At 61.1% G+C, this 25424-nt stretch carries 16 protein-coding genes; 3 read left to right on the top strand and 13 right to left on the bottom strand.

The genetic code is table 11. From position 1 onward, the window contains the following. Nucleotides 1–31 precede the first annotated feature (31 nt). Nucleotides 32–1711 carry a dihydroxy-acid dehydratase gene (locus U1A53_RS08740; protein ID WP_322280275.1) on the top strand — a complete coding sequence of 560 codons (1680 nt, stop codon included), beginning with the start codon at nt 32–34 and terminating at the stop codon, nt 1709–1711. Between the two features lie 3 nt (nt 1712–1714). Here the strand turns inward: U1A53_RS08740 and U1A53_RS08735 are convergent, their stop codons facing one another. The 12 genes from U1A53_RS08735 to U1A53_RS08680 form a co-directional block, all read right to left on the bottom strand. Beyond that, nucleotides 1715–2557 (bottom strand): alpha/beta hydrolase, encoded by an 843-nt coding sequence (locus U1A53_RS08735; RefSeq protein WP_322280274.1) that lies wholly within the window; start codon nt 2555–2557, stop codon nt 1715–1717. A gap of 3 nt (nt 2558–2560) precedes the next feature. Then, a complete protein-coding gene (locus tag U1A53_RS08730; protein ID WP_322280273.1) occupies nt 2561–3823 on the bottom strand; it encodes a DUF1552 domain-containing protein in 1263 nt (420 codons plus the stop codon). 14 nt (nt 3824–3837) lie between these two features. Next, complete coding sequence (locus U1A53_RS08725) at nt 3838–6099, bottom strand: DUF1592 domain-containing protein (protein WP_322280272.1); 2262 nt, start codon at nt 6097–6099, stop codon at nt 3838–3840. A gap of 203 nt (nt 6100–6302) precedes the next feature. Further along, entirely contained in the window at nt 6303–6749 is a 447-nt protein-coding gene (locus tag U1A53_RS08720; protein ID WP_322280271.1) for a hypothetical protein, read from the bottom strand. A 63-nt stretch (nt 6750–6812) separates the two neighbouring features. Continuing rightward, a complete protein-coding gene (locus tag U1A53_RS08715) occupies nt 6813–8225 on the bottom strand; it encodes a DUF1501 domain-containing protein (RefSeq protein ID WP_322280270.1) in 1413 nt (470 codons plus the stop codon). Between the two features lie 448 nt (nt 8226–8673). Continuing rightward, nucleotides 8674–11709: a PSD1 and planctomycete cytochrome C domain-containing protein gene (locus U1A53_RS08710; RefSeq protein WP_322280269.1), complete on the bottom strand. Its 3036-nt coding sequence runs from the start codon at nt 11707–11709 to the stop codon at nt 8674–8676. 106 nt (nt 11710–11815) lie between these two features. Further along, complete coding sequence (locus U1A53_RS08705) at nt 11816–13081, bottom strand: hypothetical protein (RefSeq protein WP_322280268.1); 1266 nt, start codon at nt 13079–13081, stop codon at nt 11816–11818. 50 nt (nt 13082–13131) lie between these two features. Further along, entirely contained in the window at nt 13132–13914 is a 783-nt protein-coding gene (gene deoC, locus U1A53_RS08700) for a deoxyribose-phosphate aldolase (RefSeq protein WP_322280267.1), read from the bottom strand. A 55-nt stretch (nt 13915–13969) separates the two neighbouring features. Beyond that, nucleotides 13970–15403 (bottom strand): PhoPQ-activated protein PqaA family protein, encoded by a 1434-nt coding sequence (locus U1A53_RS08695; protein ID WP_322280266.1) that lies wholly within the window; start codon nt 15401–15403, stop codon nt 13970–13972. A 54-nt stretch (nt 15404–15457) separates the two neighbouring features. Further along, a complete protein-coding gene (locus tag U1A53_RS08690) occupies nt 15458–17866 on the bottom strand; it encodes a DUF1592 domain-containing protein (protein ID WP_322280265.1) in 2409 nt (802 codons plus the stop codon). A 2-nt stretch (nt 17867–17868) separates the two neighbouring features. After that, entirely contained in the window at nt 17869–19155 is a 1287-nt protein-coding gene (locus tag U1A53_RS08685) for a DUF1552 domain-containing protein (protein ID WP_322280264.1), read from the bottom strand. Nucleotides 19156–19240: 85 nt separating this feature from the next. Next, complete coding sequence (locus U1A53_RS08680) at nt 19241–22321, bottom strand: sulfatase-like hydrolase/transferase (protein WP_322280263.1); 3081 nt, start codon at nt 22319–22321, stop codon at nt 19241–19243. Nucleotides 22322–22449: 128 nt separating this feature from the next. Here U1A53_RS08680 and U1A53_RS08675 point away from each other — a divergent pair, with 128 nt between their 5' ends. Further along, the gene (locus U1A53_RS08675; protein WP_322280262.1) at nt 22450–23100 is read left to right on the top strand and encodes a response regulator transcription factor; all 651 of its coding nucleotides are present in this window, start codon (nt 22450–22452) and stop codon (nt 23098–23100) included. After that, nucleotides 23097–24572 carry an ATP-binding protein gene (locus U1A53_RS08670; protein ID WP_322280261.1) on the top strand — a complete coding sequence of 492 codons (1476 nt, stop codon included), beginning with the start codon at nt 23097–23099 and terminating at the stop codon, nt 24570–24572. The genes U1A53_RS08675 and U1A53_RS08670 overlap by 4 nt, the downstream gene beginning before the upstream one ends. On the opposite strand, the gene U1A53_RS08665 is transcribed toward U1A53_RS08670, so the two are convergent. Beyond that, the gene (locus tag U1A53_RS08665) at nt 24514–25398 is read right to left on the bottom strand and encodes a hypothetical protein (RefSeq protein ID WP_322280260.1); all 885 of its coding nucleotides are present in this window, start codon (nt 25396–25398) and stop codon (nt 24514–24516) included. The two genes, U1A53_RS08670 and U1A53_RS08665, sit on opposite strands and share 59 nt — an antisense overlap. Nucleotides 25399–25424: the final 26 nt, after the last annotated feature.

Genomic DNA, 25424 nt, shown 5'->3' with positions numbered 1-25424 from the left:
CAGGCGGCCCGCTCGCTAATTTCCCCGCCGCATGACAGAAAATCACCCGCTCAACTGGAACTCCCGCAACCTCACCCACGGCTGGCAGCGTGGAGTCAATGCCTTCTTCTGGGGTCTCGGCTTCAAGCCGGAGGATTTCGACAAAGCGCAGATTGGCATCGGTACCCCGTTGCTCGATGGCAACATCTGCAACATCCACGCCCACGAGCTGGCCCAGCTCATCAAACAGGGTTGTGCCGACGCCGGCCTAATCGGCTTCCCCTTCGGCGTCTCGCCGGTGAGTGATAACATCACGCAAGGCAACATCGGCGGCGCGGCCTCTCTATGCTCCCGCAATCTCATGGCCAACGGCGCGGAAATGGTCTGCACCTCGCACTGCTACGACGCCATCATCGGCCTGCACCACTGCGACAAAAACGGCCCTGCCTTCGCGATGGCGCTTGCACGCACGAACTACCCCGGTCTCATCGTCAACGGCGGCAGCATCATGCCCGGCTGCCACAAAGGTCACTCCACCAGCATTCTCGATGTGTACGACGCTGCCGCGAAGGAAAAGCAGGGCACGATGAGCTACGAGGAGTCCGAGCAAATCATCCGCACGGCATGCCCAGGCGCGGGAGGCTGCGGTATCGCTGCCTCCTTCAACACTTGGGGCATCGCCCTCGAAGCGATGGGCCTCAGCCTCCCCGACACCTCCTCCATGCCCGCCATTGAGGCCGGAAAACGCAGCGAATGCCTCCGCGTCGGCCAGGCCGTGCGCAACCTGCTCGAAAAAAACATCCGCCCGCGCGACATCATCACCAAAGCATCCATTTCTAACGCCATGACCGCGATCGCAGCCATTGGCGGCTCCACCAACGGCGTTCTGCACATCCTTGCCGTGGCGCGCGAGGCTGGCGTGGACTTCACGCTGCGTGATGTGCAGGCCATCTGCCGCAAAACACCTGTGTTGTGCAATTTCGCGCCGCGTGGACGCGGCACCATGAACGACCTGCACCGCCTCGGCGGCACCACGATGCTCTTGAAGCACATTTTCGACACCGGTCTGCTCGACGGCTCGTGCATCACGGTCACAGGGCAAACCTTGGCCGAAAATCTCGCCGACGCGGCACCCGTCCCCTTCCCGAACGATCTCATCTCCCCGCTCGACGCTCCGTTCAAAGAATACGCCGACATCCAAATCTGCTTCGGCAACATCGCCCCTCACGGCATGGTCTTCAAAGTCTCTTCCCTAGATGAACCGCGCTTTGAAGGCGCCGCCATCTGTTTCACCGACAGTAAAGGCGTCTCCGATGCCGCTGCTGCTGGCAGGATCAAACCCGGCCACATCGTTGTCATCCGTGGCTGCGGCCCCGTGGGCCTCGGTATGCCAGAAATGCACGTCGCCAGCGCCGCGCTCGCTGTGCCAGAGCTCTACGGCAAAGTCGCTCTGCTCTCCGACACACGCGTCTCCGGCGTCTCCGGCGGCGCGGTGGGCGTGCATTGCAGCCCGGAGGCAGCCGTCGGCGGACCCATTGCCCGCGTGCAGGATGGCGATAAGATTGCATTCGACCTCCTCGCTGGCACCATTGAGGTCAAAGCGGATCTGGATGCCCGGTCGCAGACCATTCATCCCATCTCTCATCCTTTTGGCTATCTGGCCGACTTTGCCGCCACTGTGACTCAGGCGCACGAGGGCTGTGTGCCGCGCTGGGTCACACAACGAACTTGACCCCTAGCGCAGATGCTCGCCGAGGAACTTGGCGACGAGAGACATCATTTCAGGTGCATAAAACTCGACACCACCGTGCTTGCTGCCCGGCATCGTGATGAATGTCACCGGCAGCTTTTTGGCCTCGCACGCCTTCGCAAACTCACGTGACTGCTCCACCGGCATCTGCGGATCTGCATCACCGTGAATCAGCAGCAGCGGTGGATCTCCCTTGTCGAGATGTGCCACCGGGCTGGCGAGCTTTGCCAATTCAGGTTTCTGCTCCGGCACCTCACCCAAAAGAAGTTTCAGCGCAGGAATCCTTACCGTGAGGCCAAACTCTGTGCTCTGGCCGAGGATCGATTGAAGATTCGATGCGCCGTAAAAACTGACAATGCAGCTCACATCACTGCTTTGATCGAGATTCTCGCCGATGGTTCCCTCAAGCTCCTTATGGCCGTTCGTCACACCAACCAACGCGGCAAGATGCCCACCGGCTGAGGAGCCGATGATCGCGATCTTCTCAGAGTTCACCTGAAACCGGGCGGCATTTGCCCGCAGAAATCGAATAGCCGCCTTGATGTCATGAATCTGCGCCGGAAACCGGGATTGCGTCGAAAGCCGGTAATCCACACTCGCAATGGCAAAGCCGTGATCGAGCAACTCCGCGACCGGCACATCCGACTTTGAGCCCGCACGCCATGCACCGCCATGCACATAGATGATGAGAGGCGGATTCACCGCCTGCGGGCGGTGCAAATCGAGCTTTAAAGACCAGTCACCCGCTTTCGCATACTCAAGATCCGTCTGCGTGTCACACCATCCGCTGGTGCAAGCGAGCAGGAGCAGAAAAAACGCGCTTCTCATACTTCACGCCACCTCCAGCCCGCGCATGGTCGTTTCGCTCGTTGCGAAGCGCTCCTCTTCGAGGCCGAGGCGTTGCAGGGAGCTGAGGTAGAGATTGGGCAGCGGGTAGTTGTCCTTCTGGTCAAAAGCGAGGTGCTGGCCGTGCTTGAAGCCACCTCCGGCAAAGAGGACTGGCATGTTCTTGTTGTCGTGGGCGGAGGCGTTGCCGAGGTTCGAGGTGAGCAGCACCATCGTGTCGTCGAGGAGCTTGTCGGTCTTCAGTTTGCGCAAGAAGGCGGCCCACTCGTTGATCGCCGCCTGCTCCACCAGCGCGAGCTGAGCCAGCTTTTCCTCATCCATGCCGTGGTGGCTGAGCGTGTGGTAGCTCTCGTCCACACCCTCGATGCCCTGCACGTTGTTGCCCGTGACGTGCAGTGTGATGAAGCGCGTGCTGTCCGTGACGAGCGCCATGTGGACGATGTCGAGAAAGATGCGCTCCACGGCCACTTCGTTGTCGCGTGGGATCTGCGTCGGCGGTTTGAGCGTCACTTTCGGCTTAGGTTTGTGTGTCCAGGCCTCGTTCGCGGCCAGACGCTGCTCCAGCTCGCGCACGCTGGTGAACCATGCGTCGAGTTTATCGCGATCCCCTGCCCCGAGTTCACGCTGGAGTGATTTGGCCTCCGCGCCGACAACATCCATCACACTGCGCCCCTGGCGGATCAGCTCCGCCTGCCGTTCCTGCTCCACGGGCGTGTCATTCACGAACAGCCGCGTGAACAGCCGCATCGCACTGTTTTCTGCGGGAATCATCGAGCCGTTCTCCGTGTAACTCGGGCTCGTTTGCGAGTTCGTGTTCAATACGAGCGATGGGAACCGCGTTTCATGCCCCAGATGCTTCGCCATGAGCTGGTCGAGCGAAATCGTGTTCCGCGACGTGGCCCCGCGAGCATTTGGGCAGGCCGAAAAGATGCTTCCTTCCGCCGTGTGACCGCCCGTGACGCCCGGATGCGACGAACCCGACACCACCGTGAAATCCTCCCGCAAATCCTGGATGCTCGCGAGATAGCGCGAAGGCTTGTAATCCCGCCCGCTGCCCTCCGGCACCAAGTTTGGATTGTGCAGCCCCAGCGCGAGGCTCATGCCGACGAATCGCTTCGCCTGTTTTGTCTCTTTGACCGCTGCAATCGCTGGCGTCATCGCCTCCAGCAGAGGCAAACCGAGCGTGATGCCCGCGCCGCGCAGCATGGCGCGGCGGGAAAGATGTTTCTGAAAGGTGACAGTGCTCATTGGGAATGGAAACATTACTTGGTTCGGAAAATGTCGCTCAAAACGGCCTCACGGAGGAGTGAACGCATGCCCGTAGCTTTGGAGGTGATCTCATTCAGCGTGGTTACGTTGCTGAAGCGCAAGGGAGCGCCGGTGGAGTAGGTCAGGAATTGCTGAGCAAAGCCACGGGCGAGTTGATCGGCTCTCTTCGTGTAGATTTGCTTCCAAGAACTAAGGTCAGTGAAGGCGTCGCCTTCGGGCGTGGTGCCCGTGGGATTGACCTTCGCACCTTTGTTGCCCTGACCGTAGCTCGTGCGCCAGACACCGACAGGATCATAATTCTCATGCGCGAACCCAGGCGGGTCGATAGTTTGATGACAACTGGCGCAGCTCTCGTTGTTGCGGTGCTTGTCGAGCTGGTCGCGGATGCTGGTGGCACCACGGATGTCCGGCTCGATGGCGGGAACACCGGGCGGTGGCGGCGGGATGTGATTGCCGAGGATGCGCTCGTTGATGAAGACACCGCGCACTACGGGCGAGGTGCTGGTGCCGTCGGCGGTGACTTTGAGGATCGCACCCTGCGTCACGAGACCACCGCGAATATCCTGCGGCTTCAAGGCCACCTTTTGCAGGCCTTCACCAGGCTTGAGTTCCAAATCGGCGCGGTAATGACGGGCGAGCCGGCCATTGAGAAAGACGAAGTCGGAATCAACGAGGTGCGTGATGTTCAAATCACTGCGCAGCATCTCGGTGACGTAGGCGCGAGTTTCCTGAAGCATGGACTCCTGCACGGCGGGATCAAAGTCGCGGAACTGGCGCGTGTCGGGCGTGGTAAAGTCGATCTGGTTCAGCTTGAGCCATTGGTCGGTGAAGCTGTGGATGAAGCGCTTTGATTTGGAATCAGTAAGCAGTCGCTCAACTTGCTGGGCCAGCACTTCGGGTTCGTGGAGCTTGTTTTCATTCGCCAACTTTGTGAGCGTGAAATCGGGCATGGAGCACCACAGCGCGTAGCTGAGCCGCGAGGCTATGGCGTGATCATCCAGCAGCCCCGGAGCCTCGATGAAGGTCAGGAAGCGTGGCGAGCACAAGATGGCACGATAGGCGGCGCGGAGCGCTTCGGTGGGCGAATCGCCGCCAGTGAGCGATTTGCGGGCGATCTCGCGATACGGAGCCGCTTGCTCATCTGTGACCGGACGACGAAACGCACGCGTGGCGAAGCGGGTGACGAGTTTTTCGACGTTCTCCGTCTTCACCGCCTCCAGACCAGTCTCGCCGAAGAGTTTTTTCTTCACGGTGAATCGATCTGCATTCGGGTGGATGCGTTCCATGTCGATGCCGCGATGCGCGATGCCGGAGAAGCCCTGTTTGGCAAGATCACGGCCTGCGAAGGACACATTACCGCCTTTGGCACCGGTTGGGGCGCGTTTGAGCGTGCCGTCGTTCGGCTTCATCTCCAGTTGATGCCCTTTTTGAATCCAGGCCTCATAAACCATGTCACGCGGTGTGCTGGTGGCCTCGACGAGACCGATCATGTAAAGCATCGGCGCGTTGGACTCGCACTCGCCTGAGCGCAATGTGCCCCAGACGGCCCCGTCGGTCCCAGGATTGATGGCCTCCACCTCTCGCAGTGTGATGCGATACCAGCCGCTCTGCGGCACCTGGGTGGGCGTGCGTCCGAAGAACTGCAGCGTGATCGGCCAGGTGATGCTCTTGCCTTCGCGCAGCTCCGGGCCGCGATAGTTGCCACGGCGGCTTTTCGCCAGCTCCTGCGGCGTGTGGTATCTCTGAAAGGATTCATCGCCATCGACGGCTCGTTTGAAGGCCTCGCTCAGCGCCAGGTCGGCCGCATCCAGATACGCCGCAAGCTGATGATGCGAGAGTTGCTGACCATCGGCGACCGTCTCAAAGCCATGGGAGGCGCGATCCTCGGGCAGGAGAATTTTGAGCGGGATGTCGATGCCAAGCAGATCGTGCAGCGTGTGCTCATACTCAGTACGCGTGAGCCTGCGGCTGCGCACACGGCCATTCGCGGCGATGTCGGCGGCGTCTGCCTTGATCAACGGTTCCTTGAGCGCGGCGATGAAGGCTCCCTTCTCCGCTTGCTCAGGTTGCGGCTTCTTCGCGGGAGGCATCTCACCATCGCGCACTTTGTCATGCACCTGCACCCAGCGCTCCAGATTGGCTTTGCCCTTCAGTTCAAAGGTCAGCGCGGTCAGATCCAGCCCGCCCTTCTTCACATCCGCGTCATGACACTCGATGCAGTGCTGATCGAGAAACACGGCGAGAGGTTGGGGCATTTCCGCGTGGGCATTGCCACAGAGAAACGCCAAGAGACAGATGAGATGCAGCTTCATATGTCTGCCGCTGAGGCGACAAATGCCGGTAGAGCCAGGGTATGGCAGATGATTTTCATGGGGTGTGCTTTGAACGCAGGAATAAGGCCCGGCTTGCCGCAAAATTCCGCTGATCTGGCTGGGAATACGCTCGTCCAAGCAGCCGCTCATGACGCTGCAAACGACATCTGCGCGCCTGGCACCTCCAACTGAATCTTCCCGTCGTACGCCAGTCCTGCCGTCCACGGCAGCAGTAATTCGAGCACATCCGGCTTCTGAAAGTGCTCAGGTTTCGTCTCGGGATGCGGAAAATAGATCAGGCCACTCACGGGCTGTGCGTCATCACGATGCACGATCACGTCGAAGAACGAAAAAAACTCCGCTGGCTCCGTGGGATGCCATTTCACATCGCGAAAGGTGAACTTCGGCTTCACGACGCGATAGCTCAGCGGAGCGATGCTCACATTCAGCGTCCCGAGGTGGTAGCTGCTCAGATCGAGTCCCAGATCGCGGAAGAATGGCAACTGCATGCGCAGCGTGCCGCCAGGGAAACGCGGATTGCCGTTGAGGCCCGAGGCGACGCGGTGGCCTTGGACGATGGTGGCGGGGATCATGCGTAGCATAGGCTTTCTAGCCTGTGTTTTAGTGTGCTCAAAAGCCCAGCCTAAAAGGCCAGGCTACGCCAGAATCTGTTTGATCACCTTGCACGGCTCCACGCCCGTCAGTTTGAAATCGAGTCCCGCTGCACGGAAGGACAAGCGCTCGTGATCAATCCCGAGCTGATGCAGGATCGTGGCGTGCAGATCGGCGACATGCACTTCGTCTTCGATGATGTTGAAGCCCATCTCATCGGTCGCGCCGAGAGTGACGCCGCCTTTGATGCCGCCACCGGCCATCCACATGGTGAAGGCCTGCGGATGATGATCGCGGCCCATGCTGCGTCCGAGCGACACGCTGGCCTCGACCATCGGCGTGCGGCCAAACTCGCCGCCCCAGACGACGAGGGTGTCATCAAGCAGGCCGCGCTGTTTGAGGTCTTTGACGAGGGCGGCACTGGCTTTGTCAGTGGCACCGCAGTTCTTCCTCACGTTGCCTTCCACATCGCTGTGGGCGTCCCAGCCTTCGTTGTAAATGTTGATGAAGCGCACGCCGCGCTCGACCATGCGCCGTGCGAGCAGACAGGCGCGGGCAAAGGATGGTACTTTGGGATCGCAGCCGTAGAGTTCGAGCGTGGCTTTGTCCTCGCTCGTGAGGTCCATCAGCTCCGGCGCGGAGGATTGCAGGCGGTAGGCCATCTCGTAATTCGCGATGCGCGTGGCCGTCTCCCCATCGCCATCCAGCTTGAGGCGGCGATGGTTCATCGCGTTGATGAGATCAATCGTGTCCTTCTGCGTGCCAGGCGTGATGCCTTCCGGCGTGCTCACATTCAAGATGGGGTCGCCCGTGTTGCGGAAGCGTGTGCCGGAATACACGCTCGGCAGAAAACCGCTGCTCCAGCAGGCCGCGCCGCCGCTGATGCCGCTGCCGGTGCTCATGACGACAAAACTCGGCAGATCACGCGACTCCGCGCCCAGGCCATACGTCACCCACGAGCCCATGCTGGGGCGTCCGGGCTGCGAGAAGCCCGTGTTCATGAAAATCTGCGCCGGCGCGTGGTTGAACTGCGTCGTGCGGCAGGATTTCACGATGGCGATGTCGTCCACCACCGTCGCCAGATGCGGCAGCACCTCCGAAAGCTCCGCGCCGCACTGCCCGTGTTTCGCAAACTTAAAGCGTGGTCCCAGCACCGCCGCGTCCGGCCGGATGAAGGCATATCGCTGCCCACCGATGACCGACGGCGGCAGCGGCTTGCCCTCATACTTCGTCAACATCGGCTTGTGATCGAACAGCTCGAGCTGCGATGGTGCCCCCGCCATGAACATGTGGATCACCGCTTTCGCCTTCGGCGCATGATGCGAAGCCGAGGCCGCATTCGGACTCTTCGCCGCTCCATAAGCCGATTCAGCCAGCAGCGATGCCAGCGCGATCTTCCCCGTGCCAATGGCACAGTCTTCAAAGAAGTGACGGCGAGTGATATTGGAGGTGTTCATAGCAATAAGTTGTTTGGTTAGCCTCCCGAGTGAGCATTCGTGTAAATCACGCACCATAGGCCAATGGCGCTCAGCAAACCCAAGCCTAGCCCAGCGAGGCACAGTGCTTTATGGGATCGAGATCGGAGAATGAAGCACACGAGAACGACAAAGAAAATCAAGTAGCCCCACGCTGCAACATGTCGCAAGGAAACCGTATGCACGAGAGGGGCAGAACCGGCATTCGCAGAAAAAAACAGGGGAGCGATAATGCCGGCTAGCATCGCTTCACGATTCTTGACTTCTGGAGGACATGCATCGGTTTCGTAGTTCGCATGGACCATGAATCCTGAGACAATCCAAATGGCCAAGACAACCACGATGCGCGTAAACCATGAGGGTCTGGTTACCTCACTGAAGCGTGCTGCTGTATCGACGGTGTCTGGTTGTTGAGATGCCATGTTTTGAATCATGGATGCGTGATGCTTTCGTCGAGGTTGAGCGCAGCGCGTGAGACGGCCGCCCAGAGCGCCTCGCCTTCGAGTTTTTGGTCGCGTTGCTTTTGGAGGAAGGTTTTGAGCATGGCGAGCTCATCGGCTGCGACGGGGCGGGTGGTGCAGCGGCGGAAGATGTTTTGGAGGCGGGTGTCGTCGTCTTGGGATTCGGCAATCACGGCTTTGGCCATGGCCTGGGCGGCTTCCATGAACATCTGGTCGTTGAGGAGCGTGAGGGCTTGCAGCGGGCTGTTGGAGACATCGCGTTTGGCGAGGCAGGCTTCGCCGGTGGGGGCGTCGAAGGTGGTGGACATGGCAAACGGGGCGGTGCGCTTGATGAAGGTGTAGAGGCTGCGGCGGTAGCGGTCCTCGCCCTCGCTGGTCTTCCACTCAAATTTGCCGTAGGTGCCCTCGGACGTGATGCTGGCGGGCTGGGGCGGATAGACGCCAGGGCCGCCCATCTTCGGCGACAAAACGCCTGCGGCTTTCAACGCGGAGTCGCGGATGATCTCGGCATCGAGACGGAAACGAGCGCCGCGAGCCAGCAGGATGTTTTCGGGGTCGCGTTGAGCGAGTTCGGGCGTGATGCGGCTGCTTTGCTTGTAGGTGGCGCTGGTGACGATGAGGCGATGGAGTTTTTTCATCGACCAACCCAGCTCCACGAACTCGACAGCGAGCCAGTCGAGCAGTTCGGGGTGGCTCGGCGGCTCGCTTTGATAACCGAAATCCTCCAACGACTTCACGAGGCCGCGACCAAAGAATGCCTGCCACTGGCGGTTCACCGTGACGCGTGCGGTGAGCGAGTTTTCGGGCGCGAAGAGCCACTTCGCGAAGGTGAGGCGGTTCGCGGGCGCATCCTTCGGCAAGGAGGGCAGGAAGGCGGGCACGGCGGGCGGAACGGTCTCTTTGGGCGAAAGGTATTCGCCGCGATGGTAGCGGTTCGTGGGACGTGGATTGCTGGCTGGGCGCTCGCTCATGACGAGCGTGGGCTGGCCGCGTGGCGGGTTCTTTCGCGCGGCGAGCAAGGGCGCGGTGACTTGCTTCATCTCGGGCGCAGTTTCGAGGAAGCGGCGCAGAAGCACCTCGCGCTTCGACGAATCATTCGCGGCGAGCGCTTCTTCCACCTCAAGGGGATGCCCGGTGGCAATCGCATGATCGCTGGTGGTCACGGAGATTCGGAAATGGCCGAGGGGACAGGCAAAGTGTTTTTCAAAGAGCATCTTCAAATCGAAGCCGCTGGTGAGATCAATGGGCTTCTCGAAATGAAACACGGCGGCGTGCTGCACGCCGATGCCGCCGAGCACCTGCCAGCCGCTGGACATCTCGGCGTCGAGCGCAGCGCTGGCGTTGTTGGTTTTACGCGGCTTTGCGGCGGCTTTGGCCTTCGCCTTGGGTTTGGCAGCGGACTGGTCGTTGATGCGGTCTTCCTCCTCATCGTTCGTGGCTTCAGCGCGGGTGATTTTCACCCGCTGGCCGTTTTGGAAGGCTTGCAACTCGCTGAGGAAGAAGCCGCCGAGCGGGCCTTCGTAGTTCGTGAGGCCGGGGCCGTCGTTTGGCAGGCTGGGATGGCTGGCAACTTCGATGCGCAGCGCCGTCACGCCTTTGATCGGTGCTTTGAGATTCAAATCATAGACATCGCTCTTCGAGATGTCGCCGCTGCCGAGGATGAAGCCGTTGGTCTGCTGCTCGAGATGCGGCATGGTGGTCTTCATGGCCGCGGGGCGCACGATTTGCCATTTCGAGGCGCGTTTGGATTCGCCTTCGATCCAACCGGCGAATCGGCTCTGCATCGCTGCTTCACCACCGGGGAATTTTTTCGGCAACTCGGCTTCCAACTGCGCGATCTTAGCCGCGTGGGCTTTCTGCTGCGCTTCGATGTCCGGCGTGGGGATGTGGTAAAGCGGTTCGTCGGCGTTGTTCAGCAGCGCCATGACGCTGTAGTAGTCGGTGTGCAGGATGGGATCGTATTTGTGCGTGTGGCACTGGCAGCAGTTCAGAGTGAGGCCCATCCAGGCCGTGCCGGTGACGCCGACGCGGTCCACCATGGCGTAGAAGCGGTATTCGTTCGGGTCGATGCCGCCTTCTTCATTCAGCATCGTGTTGCGATGAAAGCCGGTGGCGATCAGGTCTTCGGCGCTGGCTTTGGGCAGCATGTCACCGGCGATTTGCTTGATGCTGAACTGATCGAAGGGCATGTCGTCGTTCAGCGCTTTCACGACCCAATCGCGATACGGCCAGATTTGACGCGGGCGGTCTTTCTCGAAGCCGTTCGTGTCCGCGTAACGCGCGAGATCGAGCCAGCGTCGTGCCCAGCGTTCGCCGTAGTGTTTGGAGGCGAGAAGGGTGTCCACGAGCTTTTCATAGGGCTTATGGGAGCCAGGGGATTGATGGGACTGATGAACGAAGGCATCCGCCTCGGCAGGCGTGGGCGGCAGGCCGATGAGGTCGAGATAGACGCGGCGGACGAGCGTGTAGGCAGCGGCTTCTGGCGAAGGTTTCAGGCCTTCTTTTTCGAGACGCCCGTGGATGAAGGCGTCGATGGGATGAGTTTCAGGTTTCTTGTTTCTTGTTTCTTGGGGTTCTCCTGACTTGGAACCTGAGACTTGGAACTTGGAACTTGGAACTGGCCCCTGCTTCGGCGCCGAATAGGCCCAGTGCGCCTGATACTTCGCCCCCTCGGCGATCCAGGCCTTCAGCGTGGCCTTGTCCTTGTCCGACATGACCTTCTTCGTATGCGGCGGAGGCATGACCTCGTCTTCATCGGTCGAAAGGATGCGCTTGATGACCTCGCTGGCGTCCGGTTTGCCGGGAATGATGGCGATCTCGCCGGACTTGCCTTTGCCGTGGGCGGATTCGCTCAAATCGAGGCGCAACTTGCCTTTGCGCGCGTGATCATCCATGCCGTGGCAGGTGAAGCACTGCTGCGCGAGCACGGGCCGCACGTCGCGATTGAAATCGACGGCATGGGCGGAGGCAACGAGCAGCAGGAAAAGGGCGAAGGAAGGCTTCATCACCTTCACTAACGACGCAAACCCAGGCTTTTCACGGCAAGTTCAGTCAATGACAAGACAGGACAAGTCCACGGCATGATCCGACAACTCGCATTTCCTTCAGCGGTCACGTCTTCGGCTTGATGAAGATCACCTCGGCGCGTTCGATCCAGCCTTTGCGCAGGTCCATGCGGAACCAGCCGTCGCTGTTCTTGCGGTGAATGCGGCAGCCGGAGCGCGGGCCGAACTCCTTCAAGTCGTATTGCGCCCAGGTCTTGCCCATGTCGGGCGAGTAGATGATGCCGCAGGCATAGGTCGAGGCCGGGGCGCAGTGCGTGGCGAGCATGACGCCGTCCTGCACGAGCATGTTGGCGGATTCAAACATGGGATTGAAGAGCAGCGTGTGCTTTGACGTGTCGGTGATGTCTTTCGGGTCGCACACGAAGATGCCACGGTCGTGCCGGTTGGCGATGGCGGGGCCGTTCGCGTCGGCGATCCAGTAGCATTTGCTGTCGATGAAATTAATGCCGCCGCACTTGAAGCGGGAATTCGAATCCACCGAGATGACGAGCTTCCAGTCCCACGCATCGGCCTTGGCATCGTAGGTGCCGCGTAGCCAGTGGACCTCCTTGCCATGCGTGCGGTCGATGTCGCCGGTGCAGGCGTAGAAGGCGTTCTCGCCGGGGTTGTAGGTCACGTTGTGGACGTGACGGGCGATCAGCTTGTTGTTCGGCTCGCCGAGCAACGGCGCTTCGGGAGACGCGTCCTTCTGCTGGAACTTGGGGTTCTGTCCGAAAGCGTAGGCGAGCTTCACGGTCTCGCCGTTGTCAGTGGAATAGTAGATATTCACCGGCACCGGGCCGCCGAGCACGTTGCAGTAGTTCCCCCACACAAGCATTTCCTTGCCATCCACCTCGAAGCAGTGCTCGCCATCGAGCGAATGGAAATACCAGCCCGGCTGGTCGGCCTTCACCGGCGTGTGTGGCCGGTAGTCACTGCCATCGGGCTTCTTCACGATGATCTCGCGATGCGTCTTGAGATTGTCGGTGCTGAGGAAAAGCTGCGCCAGCGTGGCAAAGAGGATGTTTCCGTTCTTCAGGATGATGCTGAGCGTGATGTTGTCCGCCTCGGCGAACGCCGCGCTGTGCGGCCAGGTTTTGCCGTTGTCTTCCGACAGGTAAATCTTCCCACCACCGAAGCCGAAGGCTTTGTTGTCGCGCTGCGAGTCGATGTATGGCCCCTCGGGCGCGAGGCGATACCAGAAGTGCTCGGTCTCGGCCGCATCCGACAGGGCAGCGTTCAGTTTCGAGCTGTCTGGTAGGAACAGTCCGCCAACGGCGGCTGCGGTGGTTCCGAGAAACTGGCGGCGATGGAGCGAGGATGGTGGGATCATGGTGATCCATACCAAACGCTACGAGCAGCGTGAATCGAACGTCTGAGGCATCAATACCCGCCCGCACCGATCTTTCCGCCTGCGGCATCCAACGTGCCCGCGGCCTCGCGCTTGCGGTAGTCGTCCATCATCGTCGCTGTCGCCGTCGCCCCACAGCGGGACCCGCCGAGATCGCGGACTTTGATGAGGCCGTCGAGATCGCGCACGCCGCCAGCAGCTTTGACCTGCACTTTGGCCGACACGTTGGCACGCATGAGCGAGAGATCGTGTTCGGTCGCGCCTTTGTAGTTGTAGCTGCCGTCGGGCTGCTTCACGAAGCCGTAACCGCTGCTCGTCTTCACCCAGTCGGCACCAGCACGTTCACAGAGCTGACAGAGTTTGATTTTGAAATCATCGCTGCTGAGTCCTGCACCGCCATTCGTGAGATAGTCGTTCTCAAAGATCACCTTCACCTTCGCGCCATGCTGGTGCGCTTCGTCACAGACGGCTTTCACATCGGCCTCCACATAGTTCCAGTCACCGCCGAGTGCCTTGCCTATGTTGATGACCATGTCGATCTCGGCCGCGCCGTCTTTGCAGGCGAGTTCGGTCTCGTAGCGCTTCGATTCGGTGGTGCTGTTGCCATGCGGAAAGCCGATCACCGCGCCGACGAGCACGCCGGAGCCGCGCAACCACTCGACGGCCTGCTTCACGGCGTAGGGCTTGATGCAGACCGAGGCCACTTGGTATTTAGCAGCCACCTTGCAGCCTTCTTCGAGGTCTTTGTCGGTCATCGTCGGGTGCAGCAACGAATGGTCGATCATCTTGGCGAGGTCGGAGTAGGAGTAGTTCATGGCAGGGGTGCTTCATTAGACCGGAGCCACGAACGAGAGCAAGCACGGCTTGATCCTACTTCAGCCGCAGTTCCGGACTGGAGATCGTCAAGGTGGAGCCGTTCTCGGCGTGCGCATGGACGGTGATGACATCCAACGTCCGCATATCGCCATCAATCTTAGTTTCGCCGCTGTAGGTGGCCGGACCGGTCTTTTGCATCGGAGCCGAGTTCCAAGCATCGAACTCCATCGCAATCGAGTAATCGGGATGGCGGTTCACGGACCACCAGACGCTGTTTTCCTGCGGCTCGCTGCCATCGGGGAAGGTGACAGTCACGGCGAGGCGATGTTTGTCCTTGTCCCACTGCGTGGTGACTTTCGGCGGAGCGACTAGGCGGCGTGCGCCGAAGAAATGATGTGTGGCGAAGGCGTAGAGGTTTTCATCCACCTCAGGCAAACCGCCGACGGATTTGACGAAGCCCGCTTCCTTTGCGCCGCCATGCTGACCGCCGGGGACGATGTAAACGGGCAGTTGCGGGAAGCGACGGCCGAGTTCGACAAGTCCGGGGCTGACGTTGTCGTTGGAGCCCTGATTATAGAAGATCTCGGTGCCACGCTGCTTGAGCACGCCGAGGTAATTTGTCGTGCGGCAGGTCTCCCATGCGGCATTGCAGGAGGTTTTCATCTCCGCTTCACTCCAGCCGGCGTCACGGGCCATCTGCACGGTGATGCGTTCGTCAGAGCGCGCTTTTTGACGGAGGAGCAGTTTATCACGGCCCACGGGGTCGGCCATGGCGGCGATGAAGGCCTCGTTCATCTTCGTGATCTCGGCGGGCATCATGCCTTCGACGTAGGGACCGCCGGGACTTTCGATCACCGGTGCGACGACGGGCATGATGGCGGTGAAGCGATCATCTGCGATGCCTGCGGCGGCCGTGGCGACGCCGCGCTTCGATCCGCCGGTGGCGAGCACCTTCTTCGGCTGAAACACCTCCTTTTCCGCCATCGCGGTGGTGAGCGCGCGCATGTCGCTGATGCCCCAGATCCACGCGGGCGTGTAGCGTGTGTCTTTGGTCTGGATGAAACGCGCCTCCATCATCGTGTGGAGCTTGCCGACCGGTTCCATCGTATCGATCGGCACACAGCCGATGAAGACGAGGCCCACGCCATGCTCCTTGAGCAACCGGAGCTTCGCGCCGGAGGTGGCAGCCACCTTCAACTGCGCACTGGTGTTCTCGATGAGCACGTTGGTGCAGACACCCTTCGCAGGTGCGAGCATCGTCACCGGCATGCGCACCTTCTGGCCCGGCCACCATTCACAGACGGTGATCTCGACGAGTTTTTGGCGGATCGCGGCGTCTTTGGGGTTTGGATGCCAATCCTCGATCACCTTCGTCTCCAGCGTCGAGGTGTCGCGCACGCTCGCCATGTCAAACTTGCCGATGGTGATGTCCGAATGAGCGGACATGGCAGACAGGGCGACGACAGCGAGGATGGCGTGGAGTTTCATGTCTTATCAACGACTCGCCCTGGCATCTTCTGCCACTTCAGTTGGGACAGCGCGCTACTTGCTTCTGAAAATTTGACTCTGCACCACGGCGTGGATCAGATCACGCATCGCATGGCCTTTGGCCTTGGATTGCGCCACAAGCTTGTCGATCTCCGTGCGGTCGGAGAAGCCCATGGGACGCCCGGTGGCGAAGATGAGAAGCTTTTCCGCCACGCAGCGGGCCACGCGGTCCTGGCCGGCGAGGAGAAGCCTTTGGAAATCGCTCATGTTCGCGAATTTGGTGCCAGTGCTGAGTTCGCCAGCGGCATCGACGGGTGGACCAAGGCGGTAGCGGACTTTGCGGCCTTCGACGGTGAGTTTGACCTGCTCGCCTTTGTCGATGCTGCGGAAACGCTCACGCCAGCCACCGATGACATCATAACTTTCCAGCGCGAAGCCGGGCGGGTCGATGACGCGGTGGCAGCCGTTGCAGCTTTCCATGTTGCGATGCTTGTCGAGCAGCTCGCGCAAGGTGGTGGCGCCGCGAATGTCCGGCTCCACGCCGGGAACACCAGGCGGCGGTGGCGGCGGCTCCATGCCGAGGATGCGGTCCATGACGAATACGCCGCGCACGACGGGCGAGGTGTTGGTGCCGTTCGCGCTGACCTTCAAAACGCTCGCCTGGGTCAAGACGCCGCCGCGATGGCTGTCCGGCGGCAGTTTGACTTTCTGCAAGGCGACTCCACTCACACCTGGAATGCCGTAGTGTTGCGCGAGGCGCTTGTTGAGCATCGCGAAGTCGCTGTGGATGATGTTTGCGACGCCGAGGTTGCCCTGAATGAGTTCGGTGATGAAACCACGCGTTTCGCGCAGCATCGAGTCGAGCAGCAGTTCGTCGTATTCAGGATAGAGCTGCTTGTCCGGCGTGGTGAAGTCGATCTCGCGCAGATTTAGCCAGCCATCGGTGAAATCGGCCACGAAGCGCTCCAGCGTGTTGCTTTTGAGCAGACGTTCGGTTTGCACGCGCAGCACTTCGGGCTGGGTGAGCTTCGCGGCGAGCAGCTCGGCATCAGGAGCGCTGCGCGTGAGGAAGTAGCTGAGGCGCGCGGCGAGTTGGAGGTCATTCAATTTGCCCGCAGGCTCCTTCAAGAACAGAAACTCCGGCGAGCACAGCACCGCGATGGCCGCCGTGCGCATGGAGGCCATGAAATCCTGACTCTCGGCGAACTCGGCATCGAAAAGCTTCAAATACGGCTCCGTATCCAGCGGAGTGGCCGGGCGACGAAACGCGGCGCTGATGAAGGTGGGGAGCAGTTTGCGAGAGTCCGCGGCCGGATCGGCGCTGTCGGCGGTGTATTTGTGTTTGAAGTCCGGGTTCTTCGCTCTCCAGGCCTGTGAAGGCGGCAGGCCATGGGGCAGTTGCCGCAGCTTCAATTCACCGAGCAGCAGCTTTTGTCCGCGTGGAGGCCAATTGGTGACGATGGGTCCTTCGAGCGTGACTTCCTGAAACGCCATGCCTTCACCGGGATAATTGGCAGGACCATCTTTGGTGGGGGAATGTCCATCCGGGCCGTTGAGCCCCTGTGGACTGATCCAGATGCCTTTGCCTTGGTCGAGATGCAGCGTGACCTCGACTGTGCCCGATTTGCCGACCGGCAGCTCATGAAAACTGTGCGTGACGTTGTCCGCATTGCGAAAATTGAAGCTGCCGGTGATGAGTGCAAAGACGACCGGCTCTTCGATTTGATAGCCGTAACCGGTGACGCGCAGCTTGTAGGTGCCGGCCAGCTTGGAGCGGAGATTTGGAATCACGGTGCTGGGGAAGCCCCCGTTGTTGAAGACGACGATGGAACCGTCGTCGCGCTTCAGCCACTGCTTGCCGATGGTGTCCTTGCGATTGCGTTCGGAATCGAGCGTGGCGCGTTGGAGTGTCGATTCCGGGCGGGTTTCCTGATTCAGCGCTGTGTTGATCGCCAACTCGGCCGCTTCCATGTAGCGCAGCATCTGGATGCCGGAGATGGAGAGCGCCTCGCCGATGTTGTCGAAGCCGTGAGCGCGACCGTCTTCGGGCAGCGAGTCGATGATGTTCACCTTCACGTCGAGCAGGTCGTTGATGGTGTTCTGATACTCGCGGCGGTTCAAACGACGCAGCACGGTGCCTTTCTGCGCGTCCGACTTCGCCACCAGATCGCCGCCGAGCGCGGCCATGAAATCCTGTACAGCATCCTGCGACGGCTGCTTCTTCTTCGGCGGCGGCATCTCGCCCGCGGCGACACGATCAAACACGCGCACCCATTTTTTCAGCGCGGCGGCGTCAGCGCCATCGGTGGAAAGCTCGGAAAGATCGAGCCCGCCTTTTTTCATCTCCGCATCATGGCAGTCCATGCAGTTCTGATCCAGAAACGGCTGGATGGCAGGCAGCGCGGCATCGGTGGCAGAGGCGAGGGCAAACAGCGGCAAGGCTGCGAGAAAACGAGACTTCATGTTCACGCCTGATTGATGTCCAAAACACCGGTGCTGAAGCCAAATTTGTCCGCTTCAACGCCCATCCGTTGCGCCAGGGAGACGAAGAGATTCGAGAACACATGCTTCTCCTTGTCGATGGCGATGTGGCGGCCGTGTTTGAAGCCGCCTCCAGCGAGAACAAGAGGAAGGTTCGCGGTGTTGTGGGCGCTGGCGTTGCCGAGATTGGAGCCGAAGATCACGGCGGTGGTGTCGAGCAGCGGGCGGCCGTTGTCCTGCGTCTGCTTGAGCTTGGCGAGGAAATCGGCAAAGGCGGTGAACTCGGCTTTCTCGATGACTTTGAGCTCTTCGATCTTCGCGGGGTCCTGGCCGTGATGGGAGAGGTTGTGCCAGTCGTTTTTGACGCCTTCGATTTCGGGCACGGCGTTCATGCCGCTGAGGCGCAGCGTGACGGTGCGAGTGGAGTCGGTTTGCAGGGCGAGCACGATGAGATCCTGCATGAGCTTCATCTTCCCGATGGCATCCGTGCGGCTCTGGATGTCGGTGGGCGGCTTTGCGTCGATCTTGGGCTTGGGCTTTTGCACCCACTCCTCGTTTTGCACGAGCCGGCCTTCCAGATCGCGTACGGCGGAGAAGTATTCGTCGAGCTTCTCCTGGTCGCGTTTGCCGAGCTCGCCATGGAGTTTCTTCGCTTGTCCCATCACGGTGTCGAGGATGCTGCGTCCACGTTTGAGGCCGCGCACTTGCGCCTGAACTTCCGCAGGGGTGCCATCGACAAAAAGCTGCTGGAAGGCCTTCGAGGGCGAGCTTTCGGCCGGCAGCGGCACGCCGCTGGCCGACCACGAAAGCGATTCGCTGCCCGTGCCGAGGATGAGGCTGGGGAAGCGTGTCCGCGTGCCAATACTCTCGGCAATGAGCTGGTCGATGGAGATGGTGTTCTTGAATCCAGCGAGACCGGGATGCTTTGCGGAGGTAAGCCAGGTCATCTCAGATGTATGGCCGTTCGCGCCGTTCTGCTCCATGTGCTGGAGACCGGAGATGACCGAAAAATCACCCTTCAAGGCCTTCAACGGCTCCAGATACGGCGTGAACGTGTAGTCCGCGCCGGTTTCCTGCGGAAACAAAAACGGCGTGTGAAAACCGAGCGTGGCGCACATGGCCAGGAAGCGCGGTGGCGGCTGTCCGACGGCAGCTTGGGCGCGCGTGGCGAAGGCGGGAATCATCGCCTCCAAAAACGGCAGCGAGAGGACAGTTCCAGCCCCGCGCAGGAAGGCGCGGCGGTCGAGATGGCGTTTGGTGGCAATGTTCATGCGTGCAGGAGAACGATGCAATCTCTGGAACCTGACAAAGAAACCGCTCCAACATCGGACTGCCCCGGAAATACACGACGGGTTCTCAATTCACCGTGAAGGCGCTCGTGAGGTTGCGCTGCACGCCGGTGGCGCTGCCGAAGCGGACGTTCACGTTTCTCGCCCCGGTGGCGGCTCCGGCGTCGATGGTGAAGGTGGCGAGCACCAGCGTCTGACTGGGACGCGAGATGCCGCTCACGGTGATGCCGGTGCCGGAAGGAGTGACGGAGTAAACAATGACGTTCGCAGGCGGCAGATTAGGGGTGAGCGCGGGGTCGAGTTCGATAACAACATTCACCGCAGTGCCACGATCACCGCTGCCGGGTGTGACGGTGTTCGGGCCGCCTCCTGCCGGAGTGGTCGTTGTGAAATAAGTGCCTGCGATGCCGTTGCGGTCATATGTCGCGAGGCTGGTGCGCGTGGTGCGGTAGAAGCGGCGCGGATTCGTGCTCGCGGCGGCAGTTTCGATCACGCTGCCGTTGTCGTCGCCGCTGAAGATCACGTCAGGCGTCAAAGCGGACCAGTTCGTGAGGTCGGGGGAGGCTTGTATCTGATAGGTGCCACCCTCCACGCCGCTCCAGGCGAGCGTCACGTCACCCGTGGCTGAATTGACGCCCACGGTGTGGTCTTCGTCGCCGCGCAGCGGTCCGGCGAGCACGGCGGTGCTCACAGGCTCGCTGATCGTCGTCACCGCGCCGCCGGTGGGATCGCCGTAGAACTGCCGGCCGGTCGTGTAAGGAAAGGTGGGCGTGCCATTCGTGTCGATCGTGGTGAAGTAAACCCATGTGCCGCTGGGAAACTCCGGCGTGACGCAGAAGCGGGCGTTTTGCTCGTTCAGATCAAAGTGCATGCCCTGCGTGAAGCCGAGATCGCCGAGATACTCGAAGTCCTCGATGTAATGACCAAGCAGGAAGCCCGCGCCGATCACCGGGCCGTATTGATTTGCCGCGAGTGTGGCGCTGCGGTTCTGCACACGGGCAGCCCAGGCAGGCAAGATCTGCCGCACGGTGATCGCCGTCGTTCCATTCGTGCCATCACGCAGCGCAAAGCCGCTCACCATGCGCCGCACGCCGCTGTTCGCATCCATCGGTGACGAGTAGCCGTGCGGTCCATATACCGGCAGCCCATCCTGCGCCCAGGCGACGATGGGCGAGTGCTCCGTGACCGGCGTGGTGCTCTCCGTGTAGAGATTCGTCGTGGCATTGTAGTCCACATGATCGCCGAGCTGGTAACGCAGCGCGATGGGCTGCGCGTGGTAGTGGTAGTTGTTGCCCGCTTGATGCGCGTAGGCCGGATCAAAGGTCACGCTTTCATTGTGATACGCGTCGCGGTTCCAGATGCCGTCGCCGGTGAAAGCGCCGCCGGGCGTGGCGTCGGCGGAGTTGGCGTTCGAGTAGGAAAAGGCGTCGCGGCAGTCAAACAGGCTCACGCCATTGACCATGCGGCCCGTGGCACCGAGTCCGGTGCTTACCTTCGTCGTGGGGATCACCGGCGTGCGTGGAAAGCGCCATTTCACGACGGTGTTCGACGGATAATTCGGAAACAGGTTTGTCTTCGCCGCATTCAGATACCACGGTCCCATGATGTGACTGGCGAGGCCGGTGCTGTGGATATAAACCCAGCTCGTGCTGTAATCGACCTGATGCACATCACTGTAGGCCGGGGTGCTTTGCGTGCCGGTGCCGCGACTCCAGGTCGTGGTGGAGGTCTGCGCGGTCTGATCGGCCAGCGTGGGATAAATCCGCGCATACTCGCCGCTGTTCACCGTGTGCCAGGAGGTAATGAGCGGCACATTCGGCACGCCTGAGGCAGAATACGCCGCCGATTGCACCTTCAGCGCCGCGTAGGCCGTCTGCGCGGCATTGGTGATGCTGGTGCCGAGCAGGTTCGTGCCTTGGTTCACATCCGTCGCGACATTGAAAAGCTCCTCATGGCCGTCATCGAACTGCAGCAGCGTATAACCGCCTGAATCGGTGATCACGCGGCCACTCACGCTGGTGGCTAGCTCCGTGCTAAACATCTGGCTCATCACCACGCGGACGCTGTCCGCCGTGTTTTGCAAAACGGGCAGCAAACTGCGCGAATCGACCGGATTGGCCGCAGGCTGCGTCACGGCCACGCTGATGCCCGCCAGCTCCAAAATCGTGCTGTAAAGGTCCACCACATGCACGGGCACATCGCTATTGCGATTTGGGCTCACCACCGACGGCCCCGCGATGATCAGCGGCACCCGCGTTCCACCTTCATAGATCGTTTCCTTCGAGTGCGCAGCGCTGTAGGGCGTCTGAATGACGTTCGAGGGCGTGCCGTTGTCGCCCACAAAGATGACATGCGTCGTGGTGAGGTTCACACTGGCCAAAACGCGGCCCACTTCCGTATCCAGCGCCTCGCACATGGCCTCATACATGAGGCGGTTCGTCGCTGGCGTGCCGTAGCTGTGCAAATTCGACGGCGGCACATGCAGCGGCGCATGCGGCGCATTGAAGGCCGCCCACGCAAACCACGGCGTGCCGCCGGGCTGCGCCGTGATGAAGGAGATCACGTCATTGGCCGTGTCGGTCGTCGCATAGGTCGTGGTGGCTGCGGAGACGTTGTTGGTGATCTTGGTCCATGCGGAGTAGTCCGGCAGCGCCCCGATGATCGTGCCCGCAAAATGCGGCCAGCCGCCGATCGTGCGCGGCGTGTCATTCGTGCCCGCGCCGGAGTTGAGGTGCCATTTGCCAAACATCGCCAGCGAGTAGCCGAGGCCTGAATTGACCGCGAAAGCCTCCGGCAGCGTGAACTCCGCCGCGCTGAGCTGCGGACTCGTGGCTCCCGTGAGCTGCGCCCCGATGCCCGTGCGAAACGGATGCCGCCCCGTGAGCATCGACGCCCGCGTCGGCGAGCACGTCGGTTGCGAATGCGCGTTCCGAAACAGCACGCCGCTGTTTTTCAGCGCGGTGATGTTCGGCATCGGCGGCAGCGTGCCGCCCGTGGCCGTCAGCGGAAAACTATCCGCTCCCAGATCATCCGCGATGATGACGAGGATGTTCGCCGGCTGGGCATGCGCGGGCACCAGCACAACGCACCCAAGCAGGCCGAGTACGAAGAGGGTAGATTTCAGGTAAAACGACAAGGAAGAGTCCATACGCCGCCAGCATGGGGCAGACAACCTTTCAGCAGCATGAAGAAGCGCCGCCTTTTTGGCCCCGGCGGCGGCTGTCTTCATCTTCCTGAAAGGTTGCACATGCCACCTTCCCACTGCCAGACTCCATCATGCGCATCCTTGTTGTCGAAGACGAACCCGATCTGCTCCGCATCCTCGCCCGGACGCTGCGCGAGGAAGGCTATGCGGTCGATGAGGCGGCAGATGGCGAGGATGGTCTGTTCAAAGCTGAAGGCGTCGCCTATGACGCGATCATTCTCGACGTGATGCTGCCCGTGATGGACGGCTTTGAAATGCTGCGGCGGCTGCGGCTGGTGAAACACACACCTGTGCTCATGCTTACCGCCCGCATCAGGACGGCGGACCGCGTGCGCGGACTCGACAGCGGCGCGGATGATTATTTGCCGAAGCCTTACGACATCGACGAACTGCTTGCCCGCCTGCGCGCGCTAATCCGGCGCACGGGCTCTGCTGTGAGCACGACGATGAGCATCGCGGATGTCTGCATCGACTTTGCCGCGCGCCGCGTGACACGCACAGGCGCTGAGGTGGCGCTCACTTCGCGCGAGTACTCATTGCTGGAGTATCTCGCGCAGCATCGTGGGCGGCTGTTGACGCGCACGGAGCTGTACGAGCATCTCTATGATGAGAACAGCGACACGCTCTCCAATCTGCTCGATGTCGTGGTTTCCAATGTGCGGAAAAAACTCGGCCACGAATTCATCACCACCCGCCGCGGTCACGGCTACAGCATCGAATGAAACCGTCTCACTCGCTGCGCTGGCGCATCCAGATCTGGCACGGGCTGCTGCTCGTGGTGGTGCTCATGCTGTCGGGCGTGGCGGCGTATCGTCATCAGCACACCAGCGAGCTACGGCGCGTGGATCGTGAGTTGCGCGAGCGTGTGGCGGTGATTGTGGACTCCCTGCCGATGATCGGTGCCTGGGCGCGACATGATGCTGGTGCAACGCCCCCCGGCAGATCACCGCTCTACACCCTCCCTCCTGAACGGGCGGCCCTGTTTGATCCGCAAAGCAAGCCCGCCTTTTATTTCGTGGTGTGGAAACGCGACGGCACTGAGTGGGCGCGTTCCGCAGGCATCCATGTGGATGTGCCCATGCCGGAACGCCCGCCACCCGGATCACTGGGCCAAGTGGATCGCACTCGCGGCGATTTGCGCGAGGCCTTTACCTTCACTCCACCCGGCGAATGCCTGCTTGTGGGGCGTTCCACCGCACTCGAGATGGCCGCGCTGCGTGAGTATCTGCGCGGCATTATCACGCTCGGACTCGCCGTGCTTGCGCTTGGATTTGGTGGTGGCTGGTGGATCACCTCGCGTGCTTTGCGGCCGCTGCAAGCCATCACCGCAACGGCGGAGCGCATCTCCGAAGGCCAGTTGAGCGAGCGTATCAACGCGCCTGAAAGAGACAGTGAACTCGGCGAGCTGGCGGCTGTTTTGGACGATACCTTTGCCAAGCTGGAGACATCTTTTACGCAGCAGGCGCAATTCACCGCCGACGCCGCGCACGAACTCTGCACACCGCTCAGCATCATCATCTCCCACGCCCAGCGCGGCCTGCGTGGCGAGCGCAGCGCAGAGGAAAACCACGAACTCTTCGACGCCTGCCACCGTGCCGCGCGCCGCATGGAAAAGCTCACCACCTCGCTGCTCGCACTCGCGCAGCAAGATGCAAATGCTGCCGCGCCGGACAAACAGCCCTGCGATCTCGCCGATCTCGCGCGTGAGACTGCGGCACTCATCCGCCCCGCCGTCGATGCGAAACAACTCACGCTTCATCTCGATCTCGCGCCCGCAGCGTGTGTCGCTCATGCCGACGGCACCGCACAGATCATCCTCAATCTCCTCACCAACGCCCTCGAACACACGCCCGCAGGCGGCAGTGTCACGGTGAAAACCAGTGTAGATGCCGGTCATGCCACACTCGCCGTCACCGACACAGGTCCCGGCATCGCCGCCGAACATCTCCCGCATCTTTTCGAACGCTTTTACCGTGCCGACCCCTCTCGCAGCCGCAGCACCGGCGGCGCGGGTCTCGGCCTTGCCATCAGCAAAGCCATCGCCGACGCGCACGGTGCTGCGCTGGAAGTTGCGAGCACTGTGGGCGCCGGCAGCACCTTCACCCTCCGCCTCGGCGCGGTTTCCGCTGAACCGGCTACAACCGCAGCTTCTTTGTCAGCAGTGCTTCCTTTTCGTCTTCGGTCATCGGCTTGAAATCGACTTTGCAGTTCGGCAGCGCGGCCTTGATGGCCTCCACGTCGGCTTCGGTGATGTCCACAGTCTCGATGCGGAGCTTGGTCAGTTTTGGCAACGCTTTCAGGTGCGGGATGATCTTCGCGCTGAGCCGCGCCTCGGTGAGTTCGAGGGATTCGAGCGTTTTGATCTGCGCCAGCGTCTCCAGGGTCGATTCGTCGAAGCTGATGGGCGAGTCCTTACCCCAACTCGGCAGTCGCTGGCCGATGCGCAGGGCAGTGAGAGCGAGCTTGGTGAGATGCGCGTTCCCCGCCTGGGTCTGTGCGGTGTGCCAAGAGCGGAATTCTTTGAGCTGCGTGAGCTGGCCGATGGCCTCCAGCGCGGCATCGCCAGCCGTTGAGCCGGCAAAGGTAAGTTTCTCCAGCTTCGGCAATGCCTTCAAATGCACCAGCCCGCTGCCCGTGAACTGCTCCGAACGAAACGCGGGATGGAAGAACGACAACGATTTGAGCTTCTGAAACGCCGCGAAGTGCTTGTAGCCCGCGTCCGTGAGCTGGATGCCGTCGCTGCTGAGCCGTTCGAGCTCCGTCAGGCCGGTGAGCAGTGCGAGCGTGTCATCCGTGATCGTTTTGCCGCTGATGGTGAGGTCTTTGATCGTCTTGATGCCGCCGAGTGTCTTGAAATCGGCCTCGGTGAAGGCGTCGCACTTCACGTTCACCTGCGTGACGACTCCGGCGGTCTCCGTGACTTTCGCGCCGAGTTTGGTCAAGGCATCGGCACCGGGCGCGGCGACGCTCGATTGGATCAACAGGCAAAGGGCGAGAGTGGTGAGCGTGGGTGAGTTCATGGTGATGGTTGGAGTCAAACGGGCTG

It is taken from the genome of Prosthecobacter sp. (assembly GCF_034366625.1).
Classification (GTDB): Bacteria; Verrucomicrobiota; Verrucomicrobiia; order Verrucomicrobiales; family Verrucomicrobiaceae; genus Prosthecobacter.
Note: the sequence above shows the minus strand (reverse complement) of the source record. Positions and strands in the feature narration are given on the sequence as shown.